General features: G+C 43.3%; 10 protein-coding genes and 1 CRISPR repeat array (1 of these 11 only partly in view). Of the genes, 3 read left to right on the top strand and 7 right to left on the bottom strand.

Annotated features, from left to right (window positions below; all coding sequences use genetic code 11):
- Positions 1–183 precede the first annotated feature (183 nt).
- Entirely contained in the window at positions 184–675 is a 492-nt protein-coding gene (locus tag G3T18_RS15565; protein ID WP_224411487.1) for a hypothetical protein, read from the bottom strand.
- A 323-nt stretch (positions 676–998) separates the two neighbouring features.
- On the opposite strand from G3T18_RS15565, the gene G3T18_RS15560 reads away from it, so the two are divergent.
- Positions 999–1,433, top strand: a complete 435-nt coding sequence (locus tag G3T18_RS15560) for a DoxX family protein (RefSeq protein ID WP_224411486.1) — start codon at positions 999–1,001, stop codon at positions 1,431–1,433.
- A gap of 342 nt (positions 1,434–1,775) precedes the next feature.
- Here G3T18_RS15560 and gatC read toward each other — a convergent pair whose 3' ends face one another.
- From gatC to csx18, 6 genes are all read right to left on the bottom strand, one after another.
- Complete coding sequence (gatC, locus tag G3T18_RS15555; RefSeq protein WP_224411485.1) at positions 1,776–2,072, bottom strand: Asp-tRNA(Asn)/Glu-tRNA(Gln) amidotransferase subunit GatC; 297 nt, start codon at positions 2,070–2,072, stop codon at positions 1,776–1,778.
- Positions 2,073–2,105: 33 nt separating this feature from the next.
- Complete coding sequence (locus tag G3T18_RS15550; RefSeq protein WP_224411484.1) at positions 2,106–2,627, bottom strand: photosystem I assembly protein Ycf3; 522 nt, start codon at positions 2,625–2,627, stop codon at positions 2,106–2,108.
- Between the two features lie 159 nt (positions 2,628–2,786).
- Positions 2,787–2,924: a hypothetical protein gene (locus tag G3T18_RS15545; protein ID WP_224411483.1), complete on the bottom strand. Its 138-nt coding sequence runs from the start codon at positions 2,922–2,924 to the stop codon at positions 2,787–2,789.
- A 24-nt stretch (positions 2,925–2,948) separates the two neighbouring features.
- On the bottom strand, positions 2,949–4,571 hold the full coding sequence (groL, locus tag G3T18_RS15540; RefSeq protein ID WP_224411482.1) for a chaperonin GroEL: 1,623 nt from the start codon (positions 4,569–4,571) through the stop codon (positions 2,949–2,951).
- Positions 4,572–4,707: 136 nt separating this feature from the next.
- A complete protein-coding gene (gene groES, locus G3T18_RS15535) occupies positions 4,708–5,019 on the bottom strand; it encodes a co-chaperone GroES (protein WP_224411481.1) in 312 nt (103 codons plus the stop codon).
- A gap of 222 nt (positions 5,020–5,241) precedes the next feature.
- A complete protein-coding gene (gene csx18 / locus G3T18_RS15530) occupies positions 5,242–5,571 on the bottom strand; it encodes a CRISPR-associated protein Csx18 (protein WP_224411480.1) in 330 nt (109 codons plus the stop codon).
- 106 nt (positions 5,572–5,677) lie between these two features.
- Between csx18 and cas1 the strand changes: the two genes are divergently transcribed.
- Positions 5,678–6,688, top strand: coding sequence for a CRISPR-associated endonuclease Cas1 (gene cas1 / locus G3T18_RS15525; protein ID WP_224411479.1), 1,011 nt, complete (start codon positions 5,678–5,680; stop codon positions 6,686–6,688).
- 92 nt (positions 6,689–6,780) lie between these two features.
- The gene (gene cas2, locus G3T18_RS15520) at positions 6,781–7,065 is read left to right on the top strand and encodes a CRISPR-associated endonuclease Cas2 (RefSeq protein WP_224411478.1); all 285 of its coding nucleotides are present in this window, start codon (positions 6,781–6,783) and stop codon (positions 7,063–7,065) included.
- A gap of 297 nt (positions 7,066–7,362) precedes the next feature.
- Positions 7,363–16,857: a CRISPR direct-repeat array (repeat unit 37 nt; unit sequence GTTTTAGATAACCAAATCCCCGCAAGGGGACGGAAAC) (it continues 1,490 nt past the right edge of the window).

Raw genomic sequence — 16,857 nt, 5'->3', positions numbered from 1 at the left:
TATCAACTATTGTACTAACTTTCTAGTTTCTTTTCAATCAAAGTCGCCGTAGAACAGCGAGGCTTTAAACCCATTTTTTTTGGTAAGATTCAGCAGCTTCCCACCCTCAAGTAAGAATTGCTAAAGTTAATGTCGTCTTTTCTAATTGTATTAGTTCCCGCCGAGGATGAACTGCTGAGAATTTTATCTTTTTTTCGGCGAACCGTCGCGCACGGCGATCACCTCACCTGGAGATTTCCCCAAAATGCGGGAGAGGGGTATAATCAGACTATCTTCAATTGCTTTACCAGCATAGATATTTTGCAAATTTTCCCAAGATAAACGATAAGAGTCACAGAAGCGAGCAAACTCGCGATCGCTAATATCGAGTTCTGCTTGTCGTTCCCGTAATAAAAACGCGATCGCTTTTGTCCCGTACTGGGGTCGTTTTGTACCAGAAATGTATTTTTTCATCAACCCCTCAAGTTCACTGCTATCTCCCCCTTGTTCCTTGAGCAAGTCAAGACAAGCATTTTTCAGTGCTTTGCGTAAATTTTCATCTTCATTTAAAATCTTGACTATTCGCCCTGCATACTCTGGGTTAAAAAATCCTACTACTACTCCTTGATAATAAATCGGAAAAAATTTAACCTTGGCATTAAAATCCCATTCCAAAGGTTCGTCTCGTAGTGGCATACCTCCCGCTCCTTTTAATTTATCTAGACAGGATCTTCAGGATTTTTTCTAACTAAAAACTGTCAAAAACCTCTTAAGTTCTCATCATACTAGATATCCTACCAATTATTCAAAGTATCTTGGTAGCGAGCTTGTCAGTTTGCTAAGGCTTTGCCTTGTTTGCTCTTGCACTACACTGACGGGGGAAAATCTAGGTGAGAGCTAAATCGCCCTCAAATCCCGATCGCCAATAGGATTATCTATCTTTAGTTAGTCGATAGTTTAGTTTAGTTTGAGGGAAAATTTCTTGGTTAATGTAATGTTTAGTTAGTAGGGAAATAAGCATGAACCAAATTCAGAAAAGTAAAGAAATTCTTCGAGTTGTTCTTGCTGTCTGTATGTTAGTTGCGGGGAGTTTGCACTTTCTTGTCCCAGAACCATTTATCAAAATTGTACCAGATATTCTTCCGCAGCCCGCAGCGATCGTCTATATCAGTGGTGCTTTGGAAATTTTGGCTTTTTTCGGGTTACTAATACCACCGGCTAGTCGTACTACTGCTTGGTCGTTAATAGCTTTATTCATTGCAGTTTTTCCAGCTAATCTTAACATGGCTATTAATCATATTCACCTTGATGGTATACCAGATTCTCCCTGGTTTCAAGCTGTCAGGCTGCCTTTTCAAGCTGTTTTAATTGCTTGGGCATATTGGTATACTTTACCAGATAATAATCCGAAACAAGCTTCAATCGTACCTCGTTCTTGGTTGTCTAAATACTAGTAAAGTCTTTCGACGATTCATTTTTGAGTTAGTTTTTCCGAAAATTAATTAGTTGAGCGCTAAAGCGCTCACTACGAACTGCTTCAATTGTATCTCGTTTTTGGTTGTCTAAATACTAGTAAAGTCCTTCGACGATTCATTTTTGGGTTAGTTTTTCCGAAAATTAATTAGTTGAGCGCTAAAGCGCTCACTACGAACTGCTTCAATTGTATCTCGTTTTTGGTTGTCTAAATACTAGTAAAGTCTTTCGACGATTCATTTTTGGGTTAGTTTTTCCGAAAATTAATTAGTTGAGCGCTAAAGCGCTCACTACGAACTGAGCTAAAGCACTTTTAACAAGAGTTATTCTTCGTCAGTATTGAGGATTTGTGGTACGGACAAAAAGTCATCTTCTTGTGCGGGTGCTTGTTGGAGTAAAGCTTGGCGATCGCGAAAAGGTTCTAATTCATCTGGACGAGTAATATTACTAACTTCGATCGCTCTGGTTGTTGGTGGTACATCTTCTGTATTTAGTTCGCTTAACTGCTCGAAATATTCCAAAATAGCACTCAGTTGAGTAGTAAATTTTTCTTCTTCTTCAGCAGTTAATTTCAAACGGGCTAAATGAGCAACTTTTCTAACTTGTTTGAGGTCAATCATCGTTGATTATTTTGTAATTAATTGGCAAACTTTTTAGAAGAAAACATCCATTTCCGATCGCCCGGTGATCTTGAGCCAGTTTTGGGCTTCAATATAGTTATTGGGTGCGAGACGAATGGCTTGTTTCCAGTATTCTGCTGCGTTGTCGTAACAACCTTCCGCAGTTTCGTTATCTCCGGCAGCTTTGGCTTTCTCCCCTTGATGATGATAAAGTACGGCGATATTGTTAAGGGCTTGGGGAAGACGAGGGTTGAGTTCGATTGCTTGGTGATAGTAATCTAAAGCTTCTTCAAGCTCGCCGTTACTTTGCTTGATCAGTCCGATATTGTAGAGAATGTAGCTGCGATCGTTAGCATCTTCTTCGAGTTCGAGTGCTTCAAAGTAGTTTTCCAAAGCTTCTGCGTATTCTCCATCAGCTTGTGCAGCCATACCATCGCGATAGTAAGCAAAAGCTTCTTTTGATTTTTGGTTAGTCGGTAACAACTTGAGAATCAAGTCTGCCATCACGGTAAAGCTTTTGTCGATGAAGTTGTCATTGCGTTGAGTACGTGGCATAGTTTTTCACCTATTTTCCCCTGCTAGTCGATCCTAGATCATGGTAGCTGTTCTCGAAGCAAAAAAATAGCAGTCTCAGATGCTTCCACTACACTTCGTTATCCTAATTTGCTTTGGCTGTACTACATAAAATTGTGTAGAGACTAACATGCAACGTCTCTACAGGTCTGTAATGGTATTACGTTGAGGATGAGACGGAGAAAAAATAAAAGCGATCGCGTTGCTCATTTTCCCAAACCGCGATCGCTTCTCACTCATTTTTTCTAGGAGGTACTGTATTCTAGGAAGGGCAACCACAGAAGGATTGCCCTGACATTTTGCTTAGTAATCGAAATCGCCAGCACCACCACCAGCACCGCTTTCTTTCTCAGGCTTATCCACAACAATACATTCGGTGGTTAAGACCATTCCCGCAATACTAGCAGCGTTTTGTAATGCGGAACGAGTTACTTTCGCAGGGTCAACAATACCTGCATCGAACATATCGACGAACTCACCGTTAGAAGCATCGAAACCAACGCTGAAGTCTTTTTCTTTGATTCTTTCCGCAATTACTGCGCCATTTTGTCCGGCGTTTTCAGCAATCCGCTTTAACGGTGCAGCCAATGCGCGAGTAACAATCGTTGCACCTGTGAGTGCTTCTCCAGTTAAGTTAGCTTTCGCCCACTCTTCTAAATCCGGTACGAGGTGCGCTAAAGTGGTTCCGCCTCCGGGGACGATTCCTTCTTCAACTGCGGCTTTAGTGGCGTTAATTGCGTCTTCTAAGCGCAATTTGCGGTCTTTCATTTCGGTTTCTGTAGCTGCACCAACTTTGATTACCGCAACACCACCGGAGAGTTTCGCTAAACGTTCTTGCAATTTCTCTCTGTCGTAAGAAGAGTCGGTTTCTTCCATCTGACGACGAATAACTTCGCAACGGGCTTTAACTTCTTTTTCGTTGCCCTCAGCGACGATGGTAGTATTGTCTTTGGTCATCGTGATGCGACGCGCTTTACCCAACTGTTCGAGTTTGGCAGATTCGAGTTTCACACCTGCATCTTCGCTAATTACGCTACCGCCTGTTAAAACAGCGATATCTTCGAGCATTTGTTTGCGGCGATCGCCAAATCCGGGTGCTTTTACCGCAGCGACGTTTAAAACACCACGCAAACGGTTGACAACTAAGGTAGCTAAGGCTTCTTTTTCGATATCCTCAGCAATGATTACCAAGCCTTTCCCAGCGCGCGCAACTTGTTCTAAAACTGGTACTAAGTCTTGAACTAAGGTAATCTTTTTGTCGGTAATTAAGATATAAGGTTCGTCAAAGACAGCTTCCATGCGTTCGGTGTCGGTGACGAAGTAGGGGGAAATGTAGCCTTTGTCAAAGCGCATCCCTTCGGTAATTTCTAACTCGGTAGTCATCGATTTTCCTTCTTCGAGGGAGATGACACCTTCTTTACCCACTTTATCCATTGCGTTAGCGATCATTTCGCCAACTTCGGAGTCGTTTCCTGCGGAGATAGTTCCTACTTGCGCGATCGCTTTGGAATCGGTAATCTGTTTGGCATGGTCAGCAATTTTGCCAACCAAAAATTCGGTTGCTTTGTCGATACCACGCTTCACAGCGATCGGATTTGCACCTGCGGCAACGTTACGCAAGCCTTCTTTCACCATTGCATGGGCTAAAACTGTCGCTGTGGTGGTTCCATCACCAGCAACATCATTGGTTTTAGAAGCTGCTTGACGAATTAAAGATACACCTGTATTTTCAATGTGGTCTTCGAGTTCGATCTCTTTAGCGATCGTGACACCGTCGTTAACAATTTGCGGTGCGCCGAATTTCTTCTCTAGAACTACGTTACGTCCTTTCGGTCCAAGGGTGACAGCAACAGCTTCCGCTAAAATGTCAATCCCTTTTTCTAAAGCGCGACGGGCTTGTTCGTTGTAAATGATTGTTTTTGCCATAATTGCTCTTGGTGGAGAGAATGAAAGTAAATGTTTGCTTATCAGCGAACAGAAATAGGACTTACGCACGGTAAAGTTTTGGGAGAAAATCCTTTACGTTCGTCTCTTAGGTAAGTCCTGAGTAATTTCTAGTTAACTAGGAAACTGTGGCGAGGATATCTTTTTCAGATAACAATACATAATCATCGCCGCCGAGTTTAATATCAGTTCCAGCGTATTTCGAGTAGAGAACTTTGTCTCCTACTTTAACTTCCATCGGGCTGCGATCGCCTTTTTCGCTGATTTTACCCGAACCAACGGAAACTACTTCGCCAATTTGGGGCTTTTCTTTCGCGGTGTCAGGTAATAAAATACCACCGGAAGTCTTTTCCTCGCTAGGGCTAACTTTAACGAATACGCGATCGCCTAACGGTTTTACTGTAGATACGCTTAATGATACTGCTGCCATGCAAAATCCTCCGTTTGCTTAACTTCATTAGCTGAAAATGGCAAAATTCTCGGAATTGCTTCGAGCGCTACACATCGCTTACTTAATTTTCAGCAGTTAGCACTCTCGCCTTCCGAGTGCTAATGTAACGAAATTCCAGTGCAAATTGCAACTATTTTCTTAGTGCGGTTTCCCGAACTATTTTGGTAGTAGGATTGGGGACCCTAGGATTGGCAATTGGCTTTAATCTTCCGGTAACTGTCGCCGTCTTTCACTACTAAAGCGGATCTCGCTTTCTGAAACCAACGAATCAAAACCTTCAGCAACAGATTCTCCATCCCACCGCGATCCTGTAACTTGCCAACCACTACGTTTTAATAAAGAAAACACAGCCAAATCGCCGATCGTTCCCAAAACCAGACTACTGAGAAAAACCCCAGCCGTGCAAACAATCACCGTAAACAATCCCAAAGGAGCGATAATCAAGAGAATCCAAGTAATTCCCGCATTCACCAAAGCAATCAACAAATTGCGATAGCGTACAAGCTGTTTAGCTACAGAAAGTGGCATCATTATTCAACTCTACTTAGAAATCATATCTCAATTCTAAAGGTCGTGTAGAAAAGGCAACTTCTACTGTTCGCGCAAAATAGAAGATATTCAACTTGAAATCATACTTGTGACTACCTTGTACTTAACCGAACCAGGAACCGTAGTACGTTATCGCAACCATTCTTTTTTAATTGGCAAAAAAGAAACTACTCATACTTGTCGGATTGCAGAAGTCGAACTGGTAGTAGCGCTTCCCGGAGTACAGCTTACCGACAACGCGATCGCCCAACTGCTCGATCGCGGCATCGAAACCATCTTTCTCCGGCAAGACGGTCGTTTTCGCGGACGACTTCAGGGAAACTTTCAAACCAATCCTACCATTCGCATCGCCCAATACCGCATTCTCGACACCACCTTCGGCATGGCATTAGCCCAAAAATTAGTTTTAGGCAAAATTCGCAATCAGCGATCGCTCCTTCAGCGACGCAACCGCGCCACCCAAGGCAGAATTACCCAACTCAGCGAAGCCATCGACTGTATCGGCGCATATATGCTGCGACTCCACGATTGTTCCACCCCCCTCAATCGAGCCGAAATGATGGGCATAGAAGGCATTTGCGCCCGCACCTACTATCAAGCCTTGCGTCACTACTTCCCCCCGAAATGGAACTTTTCCGGACGCAATCGCCGCCCACCCCTCGATCCCATCAACGCCTTACTCAGTTGGGGTTACGGCGTTTTACTCGCACGAATATTCGCCGCCAGCATCCAAGCCGGACTCGATCCGTATTTAGGCTTTTTCCACGCCGTCGAACCTTATCGACCCAACTTGGTATTAGACTTAATGGAAGAATTTCGTCCCGCGATCGTCGATCGAGCCGTAATCTCCATCATCGAGGCTGATATCTTAGATCCTCTCGATTTTGAACCCTCACCCGACGGCACAGGTATTTGGCTAGGCTTAGTCGCCAAAAAACTCTTCCTCGCCAAACTCGAACAACAACTACGTCAAACCGTCCTTTACCCACCCCAAAAGCGGCGTTTAACTTACAGTCAAATCATACTCGAACAAGCACGTAGCTTAGGACGCTGTTTCATTGAATCAACGTTAGATTACGAAGCCTTTCTTCTCAAATAACACCAACTCCCACTTCTTTAGATAGATCGAAACCAAAGCACAACCCTTGTGGTTGTCACCTAAAAATCATTAATCATTAAAAACGAAAATTCATGACCCAACTATGGCTAGTTTGCTACGACGTGAGTAACGACAAACGTCGCCAAAAATTAGCAAAACTCATCGAACAACGCTGTCAGCGAGTACAATATTCTGTCTTCGAGTGTCCCATATCTGGCGATACCCTAGAGAAACTTCTAGAAAAACGCTGGTTAAAAGTTTTGAACCTAGAAGAAGACAGCCTTCGCGCTTATCCCTTAGACAAAACCGCTAAAGAACAAACCAAAGTTTTCGGTAGTCCACCACCTTACGAACCCCCCGATTATTTGATTTTGTAACCTCATCACGGCTGGGAAATACCCAGCTTTTTTTTGTAACAGAATGTAAAAAAAGACTTGGCTTTGTCGCAACGAGCAGTAATCAGCAAGACAGAGCTTTTGCGAGGAACTTTGAGATAAAAAGTAAATTGCCCCTTGACTTTTTCGCAAAATTCGACTAGATTATTAAATGAGCTAGTTTTTCGCAATTCATATTCTCAATTGCCAAGCTAGTAAAGTTATGTTAAGTAATTTCTCCGCGCGATCGTGGAAACGTACCTTGAAAACTGCATACAATAATGTTTCCACAACAGTAGGGTTTTAGATAACCAAATCCCCGCAAGGGGACGGAAACCTTCTAATATCTCAAAGTTAGATTCATAATTAATCCACCATGTTTTAGATAACCAAATCCCCGCAAGGGGACGGAAACGGCTTTATACGCTAAAGTAGTCCTGTGTAGCAATTCTTTGTTTTAGATAACCAAATCCCCGCAAGGGGACGGAAACTCAGCCTGCATTTTCTGCATCATGGCAGCCATCATTTCGTCTGTTGGTTTTAGATAACCAAATCCCCGCAAGGGGACGGAAACTTGCCTAGGGGAGGGGTAGGGGGTATACCTATACATATAATAGTTTTAGATAACCAAATCCCCGCAAGGGGACGGAAACCTTTCTTTTTAGCCTTGTGATACCCTACGGCTGCTTCATGTTGTTTTAGATAACCAAATCCCCGCAAGGGGACGGAAACCCATCCTAGGTAGTAATTGTCTATCTTTACTAGAACGTGTTTTAGATAACCAAATCCCCGCAAGGGGACGGAAACACCCCTTACCCCACGAAAGTTTGTGTTGGTCAATCTCTTCCCCGTTTTAGATAACCAAATCCCCGCAAGGGGACGGAAACATTGGGAGTAAGCCTGCCAATCATCCTGACCGTTTTCAGGAGTTTTAGATAACCAAATCCCCGCAAGGGGACGGAAACTTAAGTCAAGGTTAACCTTAGCAACCTTGAGTTGCTTTTCAGTTTTAGATAACCAAATCCCCGCAAGGGGACGGAAACAATATCTCTCGATTTCCTAAACTTAACCTCACCAATTTGTTTTAGATAACCAAATCCCCGCAAGGGGACGGAAACGAGGGTATCATTAAACTGATGATGGATGCTAAATGGTATCCATTCCCAGCTTCGTTTTAGATAACCAAATCCCCGCAAGGGGACGGAAACAATCCTTTTCATCTAGGGTCCACTTTAACTCACTTGTGTCTGTTTTAGATAACCAAATCCCCGCAAGGGGACGGAAACCCCTTCGTTCCCAATCACCGGACCCGTACCAGTCTATTAACTTGTGTTTTAGATAACCAAATCCCCGCAAGGGGACGGAAACGTTGTAGTTGTGTGTTTGTCTGAGGGCAAAGGCAATACCTTGTTTTAGATAACCAAATCCCCGCAAGGGGACGGAAACGTCTCCTGTCCCGTAGCAATCGATTAATTTTCTCCATTCGTTTTAGATAACCAAATCCCCGCAAGGGGACGGAAACCTCAATCTCAATCTCAACCTTATCCCCATCAGAATCACCATCTGGGTGTTTTAGATAACCAAATCCCCGCAAGGGGACGGAAACAGATACTCTTTTGTTAATATAAATGGTTTTTCTTCATCAACGTTTTAGATAACCAAATCCCCGCAAGGGGACGGAAACGTTAGAAGTACTGCGTGAGCACCCCCTCCTGTTTTCGTTTTAGATAACCAAATCCCCGCAAGGGGACGGAAACTTACCTTTTGATACCTCATTACTACATAGCAGTACAGAAGGTGTTTTAGATAACCAAATCCCCGCAAGGGGACGGAAACAACATACTCCCGGAGGTTAGAGTATGTTTCTTTCAACGTTTTAGATAACCAAATCCCCGCAAGGGGACGGAAACTCCATCCCTGTATCCTTTTCGGTCTCTTTCGTGTATGCCTCGGCCGCGTTTTAGATAACCAAATCCCCGCAAGGGGACGGAAACCTTCCAACCAATACTCTTGGTTGGTTTCCCATTCCTCCCACATGGTTTTAGATAACCAAATCCCCGCAAGGGGACGGAAACTTAGCTATAAAGGAATTATCTATTGAAGAACAAATAGAAGAAGTTTTAGATAACCAAATCCCCGCAAGGGGACGGAAACTCTTCTTTTTGTGTTTCCCAGTATATATGTACCACATCAGAGAAGGTTTTAGATAACCAAATCCCCGCAAGGGGACGGAAACCGGTTTCTAGCTTTAGGTCAATTACTTTTAAACCAGTTGCATTGTTTTAGATAACCAAATCCCCGCAAGGGGACGGAAACTAGGGAAATCCCAATCAAGGGTCACCAGCTTGGTGCTGGGTTTTAGATAACCAAATCCCCGCAAGGGGACGGAAACTCTGGCCAACGGTTGCCATTACCGCCAGCGAGGATAGATTGAATGTTTTAGATAACCAAATCCCCGCAAGGGGACGGAAACGCATAGTCTAATAAGGTATATGTATTGTTATATTCTGTTTTAGATAACCAAATCCCCGCAAGGGGACGGAAACGTGAGAGTATGACTCTCACTTGGGAATAAGCAGTTGGTAGGTATCTGTTTTAGATAACCAAATCCCCGCAAGGGGACGGAAACCATATTGAACAATGCCATGAAGAGGTCTGCATCACGGGTTTTAGATAACCAAATCCCCGCAAGGGGACGGAAACTTAGTAAATATAATCTTGATAATAAATCTTATTATATTTATCCTAGTTTTAGATAACCAAATCCCCGCAAGGGGACGGAAACGTTCCGACGAGTGATTGTTTCCCAAAAGTTCCGCTTGAGTCGTTTTAGATAACCAAATCCCCGCAAGGGGACGGAAACAAGGCAGTACCCTTTCGACCAGCAACTAATTTCTTAGTTTTAGATAACCAAATCCCCGCAAGGGGACGGAAACTTCAATACTTCAACCCCTTCATCCATTACCTTAGATAATTCTTGGTTTTAGATAACCAAATCCCCGCAAGGGGACGGAAACAGAGAAATAAAAGTAGAATATCCACATTTATTTAGAGAATTAAAGTTTTAGATAACCAAATCCCCGCAAGGGGACGGAAACGAAAAGTTGGATGAAAAGTTGAATGGAAGGAGTGGAAGGAGTGGTTTTAGATAACCAAATCCCCGCAAGGGGACGGAAACTTACTATTACCTACATGTACCTACATGAACGTTTGCATAGTTTTAGATAACCAAATCCCCGCAAGGGGACGGAAACATTAATCTCTCCCTATTTTTATTATCTGGGACCTCCTCTAGAGGAGGGTTTTAGATAACCAAATCCCCGCAAGGGGACGGAAACTAGATAACTACACCTGCCTTAAGCAGTTCTCTCAACCACTCAGTTTTAGATAACCAAATCCCCGCAAGGGGACGGAAACTAAGATGTTCTATTTTCTTATACCAGTATTGTACTCAATTAGTTTTAGATAACCAAATCCCCGCAAGGGGACGGAAACTACCTTTCTTCTCAAGAATCTTGTAGGTCTTTTCATCGACTCTGTTTTAGATAACCAAATCCCCGCAAGGGGACGGAAACCTTGCCTTGTTCAAACATGCTAATCATTACTTCTGCGGATTTACGGTTTTAGATAACCAAATCCCCGCAAGGGGACGGAAACGTTATTAGACTGGTTTGTGTAAAGACTGCGTGGGTGTTGTTGTTTTAGATAACCAAATCCCCGCAAGGGGACGGAAACTTCCAGCGACTTGATATCAGCTAGAATACCAGCATACTTGCGTGTTTTAGATAACCAAATCCCCGCAAGGGGACGGAAACAAAGATAACATCTTCCTCTTCTTCTAATGAAGCTATAAAAGAGTTTTAGATAACCAAATCCCCGCAAGGGGACGGAAACTACTGACCCTAAATCGATTGAGGAGTTATCCTCAGGTTTTAGATAACCAAATCCCCGCAAGGGGACGGAAACCTGTAGGCTAAAAATAAGGGAGATTAATTCTCCCTATTACGTTTTAGATAACCAAATCCCCGCAAGGGGACGGAAACGAAGCATGAATTGCTTAATGTATTGGATAACAGTAGCAGCCACGTTTTAGATAACCAAATCCCCGCAAGGGGACGGAAACTAGATGGTAAATCTGAAATTCTTATGGGAGATAATCCGAGTTTTAGATAACCAAATCCCCGCAAGGGGACGGAAACATGTTCACATATTGGATACCCCTTATGGGGTGTGCTGTCGTAGTTTTAGATAACCAAATCCCCGCAAGGGGACGGAAACTTTTCAAGCGCCTTCAAAACTGCCTCCATAGTCTTCGCGTTTTAGATAACCAAATCCCCGCAAGGGGACGGAAACGTTGGTAAGTTCATTCTTGTTTCCTTTCTACTAATTTATGTTTTGTTTTAGATAACCAAATCCCCGCAAGGGGACGGAAACCCCTGTTTTTCAACAAGATATTTACTAAAAGTTTTCGTTTTAGATAACCAAATCCCCGCAAGGGGACGGAAACGAGGCAGACCCACACGCAACAACAACAACAACAACAATCAAGGGTTTTAGATAACCAAATCCCCGCAAGGGGACGGAAACACCGTTTCTTCTTCGCCTTCCCATTTTGGATATTCCGTGTTTTAGATAACCAAATCCCCGCAAGGGGACGGAAACCAATTGAAAGGAAACACATCTAATGGCTATCTCTACTTCTTCCGTTTTAGATAACCAAATCCCCGCAAGGGGACGGAAACCTCTCTCGTAAACAACGACTTGAGGCAATCCTCTACATGAGTTTTAGATAACCAAATCCCCGCAAGGGGACGGAAACCTTTCTACTAATTGATGTTTACAATAGAAAGAAAAAAGACTGTTTTAGATAACCAAATCCCCGCAAGGGGACGGAAACATAGGAAGAATCAATCTCCCTAATATTCTTAGTTATTTTCGTTTTAGATAACCAAATCCCCGCAAGGGGACGGAAACTGCTAATGCGTCTTGCGCTTTCTTTTGCCTGCGCAAGACTCTGTTGTTTTAGATAACCAAATCCCCGCAAGGGGACGGAAACCTTTTGTATCTGTACTTGGTTAGGCCAACTCTGCACCTGAGTTTTAGATAACCAAATCCCCGCAAGGGGACGGAAACTCAGTCATTTTATATCCTCCTGTTTGTTTTATGGCTCCATCCGTTTTAGATAACCAAATCCCCGCAAGGGGACGGAAACATGGTTCATTGTTAACTATGGCAATTAAGTTTAACAATTCTTGCCGTTTTAGATAACCAAATCCCCGCAAGGGGACGGAAACATTCCTGGGATAGGCGCATACTTAAGCTCTAAAAGCAAAAGTTTTAGATAACCAAATCCCCGCAAGGGGACGGAAACCCCCTTTTGTTTGAAATGTTATGGAATCTACTGAGTGTTTTAGATAACCAAATCCCCGCAAGGGGACGGAAACGATTTTATTGAAATACCAATAGGAGGGATTTGAACCCTCTAGTTTTAGATAACCAAATCCCCGCAAGGGGACGGAAACATGGAGATAATCCAACATGGCTACTCAAACAATCAACTACGTTTTAGATAACCAAATCCCCGCAAGGGGACGGAAACGCCCCTGGTCAAAACTGTTCCGACGAGTGAGGGTTTCCCAAGTTTTAGATAACCAAATCCCCGCAAGGGGACGGAAACAGCGTTTCTGAAGTCTTTTCTACCTACATCTCTAGCAGCGGTTTTAGATAACCAAATCCCCGCAAGGGGACGGAAACATTTATAAACATCTTCTAACTCTTTTAAATTAGTTACACGTTTTAGATAACCAAATCCCCGCAAGGGGACGGAAACATAGTTTCTCCTACCTCTTTTGGTAGGGTTTAGATATTGTTTTAGATAACCAAATCCCCGCAAGGGGACGGAAACAAAGCTTTTGCTAATTTCAAATTGATCCCCACTGTTTCCAGTTTGTTTTAGATAACCAAATCCCCGCAAGGGGACGGAAACTTTTGCTTCTACTTTGGTTCCGTTTCCGTTGTTTACGTTTTAGATAACCAAATCCCCGCAAGGGGACGGAAACCTCGTTATTTATCTCGTAGATTAGGTTTAGTTCTATTCCTCGTTTTAGATAACCAAATCCCCGCAAGGGGACGGAAACACCAAGATACGTTTGTCCCAATCACCATTCCCGTAGTTTCTGTTTTAGATAACCAAATCCCCGCAAGGGGACGGAAACCTGAAGTTGTTGTTTTCAAGAGAAAGAAAAAAGATATTAGACGTTTTAGATAACCAAATCCCCGCAAGGGGACGGAAACGAAGCCAATCAGGGATAGTATCCCCCCAGTCTTCTATTAACGTTTTAGATAACCAAATCCCCGCAAGGGGACGGAAACATTGAAATGGTTTAATTGAAACGGATAGATTGTCTTCTTAGTTTTAGATAACCAAATCCCCGCAAGGGGACGGAAACGTGGAGCGGGCTTTTCTGCTTTTTCTGCTTGTTCTGCACGCGTTTTAGATAACCAAATCCCCGCAAGGGGACGGAAACTTATCAAATACTCTACAGAGGGAGAGATTCCTGAAATTACGTTTTAGATAACCAAATCCCCGCAAGGGGACGGAAACTTAAAGGAGCCTACCACTCCTGCAAGGGGGTGAGTATAGTGTTTTAGATAACCAAATCCCCGCAAGGGGACGGAAACTCTTCGCTGAGATTAGGGACTTCCCGCGCAATGTTTTAGTTAAGTTTTAGATAACCAAATCCCCGCAAGGGGACGGAAACTTCGTAGATGGGATACCAGGGTTGCCCCTGGTCAAAGCTGTGTTTTAGATAACCAAATCCCCGCAAGGGGACGGAAACATAAAGCTTTTAAGGTTGAACCTTTAATATGTCTATCTTGTTTTAGATAACCAAATCCCCGCAAGGGGACGGAAACAGTGAAATAGATTCCCTACTAGAGGGAATGGAGTTAGATGAAGAGTGTTTTAGATAACCAAATCCCCGCAAGGGGACGGAAACCATCTTCGTTTGTTAATTCAACTGTGGATTTTGGTCCAGTCTTGTTTTAGATAACCAAATCCCCGCAAGGGGACGGAAACACCTCGAAGGTTTCATTTCCTTCCTTGTCTAAGAATACCCCCAGTTTTAGATAACCAAATCCCCGCAAGGGGACGGAAACCACTCTCAACACTATAGTCAATCATAATAAACCTCTTTATTTAAAAGTTTTAGATAACCAAATCCCCGCAAGGGGACGGAAACCAGCAGTGGAGTATCACGCTGCTAAAAAGAAAAAAAAGAAAGCGTTTTAGATAACCAAATCCCCGCAAGGGGACGGAAACAACCCTGTTTGGGTAATGTACTGAACCTCATCCTCTTTCTTCAAGTTTTAGATAACCAAATCCCCGCAAGGGGACGGAAACACATCTGCTGCATAGTCAGATTATCTGTTACCATACCCAGATGTTTTAGATAACCAAATCCCCGCAAGGGGACGGAAACTCATTGATAACCATAGAAGTGTATTCTAATGATTCATCTTGTTTTAGATAACCAAATCCCCGCAAGGGGACGGAAACTTAGGTGAAACTGACATCTCTGTCTCTGACCAAGACTTGTTAGTTTTAGATAACCAAATCCCCGCAAGGGGACGGAAACGCTCTCTGCTCTAATGATTTGAGAACTTTTGTGAGATAGTTGGATTCAATGCGTTTTAGATAACCAAATCCCCGCAAGGGGACGGAAACAATCCAAGAGCCTTTAACTCTTTAATTAAGTTATCCAGCTCTAAGTTTTAGATAACCAAATCCCCGCAAGGGGACGGAAACAATTTTGTTCTTTTGAAATTTCGTGCCTCTGCTCGATTTCTACCGTTTTAGATAACCAAATCCCCGCAAGGGGACGGAAACTTTTTGATTTGTCGCAAATAGCCGCACCGCAATAGCCTAAGTTGTTTTAGATAACCAAATCCCCGCAAGGGGACGGAAACGCTCTAAAAGCAAAATCTCTTCTTCCGTTATTTTTGAGTTGTTTTAGATAACCAAATCCCCGCAAGGGGACGGAAACAATAAAACCTTTATATAGTAAATGGATAAATTATTATGAGTGTTTTAGATAACCAAATCCCCGCAAGGGGACGGAAACCTCTACGTCTATAGAGGGGCCATCTGACCACTCCACTACTTGTTTTAGATAACCAAATCCCCGCAAGGGGACGGAAACGGGAGAATCAATCTCCCATTCATTATCTTATTCTAAGTTTTAGATAACCAAATCCCCGCAAGGGGACGGAAACGCTTTTTCAACCAGTCCATCCAGGTTCCCGTAAAGGTTCCCTTCTGTTTTAGATAACCAAATCCCCGCAAGGGGACGGAAACCATTTTATTAGCTCAAAGTCCTTGCTGGCCTCTTCAGACCGTTTTAGATAACCAAATCCCCGCAAGGGGACGGAAACAATGGAGAGCAATCATTGTCAACAACAAATACTTTGTATTGACTGTTTTAGATAACCAAATCCCCGCAAGGGGACGGAAACATTAAACCTCCTAGTTGCTTTATACCTTAGTATAATACAGTTTTAGATAACCAAATCCCCGCAAGGGGACGGAAACAGCATTACGCTGAGTGAGCCATTCCTGCACGTACAGAGTTTTAGATAACCAAATCCCCGCAAGGGGACGGAAACTAGTGTTACTCTCTTGGTTACACACTATATGTAGATAAGTTTTAGATAACCAAATCCCCGCAAGGGGACGGAAACCTTCCCAGAAAGCTTTTGCTAAATTTATATCCATCTTAAGTTTTAGATAACCAAATCCCCGCAAGGGGACGGAAACTTCCTCTGGCAGACTAACCTCGATGTTTAGAGGCAGTGTTACCTCGTTTTAGATAACCAAATCCCCGCAAGGGGACGGAAACTCTCCTTGTTCCAAGGATGTTTTGGCCATTTCCTCAACACCGGTTTTAGATAACCAAATCCCCGCAAGGGGACGGAAACTAGTGAATCCGGAGAATGCCAAAGAAGAAGCAGCAATAATCGATGGTTTTAGATAACCAAATCCCCGCAAGGGGACGGAAACAATGTATCGCTCATTCTTTCCCAAACGTTGTTTGCGTTTGTGGTTTTAGATAACCAAATCCCCGCAAGGGGACGGAAACGAATATGACACTAGTGCCTTTTGATTACATATCCAACCAAGGTTTTAGATAACCAAATCCCCGCAAGGGGACGGAAACAATCAAACTTTGAAATATTAGAACAATGGTTAGAGAGTGATTCAAGGTTTTAGATAACCAAATCCCCGCAAGGGGACGGAAACCCTTTGACATTAATGGTAAAGCAGAGAGTGTCATGAAGTGTTTTAGATAACCAAATCCCCGCAAGGGGACGGAAACGGAGAGTCTAACAAACTCTTCAATGAGACTCAATACAAGTAGTTTTAGATAACCAAATCCCCGCAAGGGGACGGAAACATCCATAACATAACTAGAGACAGCTAATAGATGACCGTTTTAGATAACCAAATCCCCGCAAGGGGACGGAAACAATCCATTGACCTCTGCACATACTGCGAACCTCGTCGGCTACGGCCGAGTTTTAGATAACCAAATCCCCGCAAGGGGACGGAAACACCGTACTCCCCTTCGGGAGCTTTTATTTTCTCCTCCATCGTTTTAGATAACCAAATCCCCGCAAGGGGACGGAAACTGCTAAAGAATGGGCTCTTGCCCAAAAGGATTTCTTCTTCCCCAAAGAAGAGTTTTAGATAACCAAATCCCCGCAAGGGGACGGAAACTACAGTACTCCTCTAGTGAG

Origin of the sequence: Oscillatoria salina IIICB1 (assembly GCF_020144665.1) — a bacterium.
In the GTDB taxonomy this organism is placed as follows: Bacteria; Cyanobacteriota; Cyanobacteriia; order Cyanobacteriales; family SIO1D9; genus IIICB1.
The sequence above is the reverse complement of the archived record's forward strand: the minus strand, read 5'-3'. Positions and strand labels throughout refer to the sequence as shown.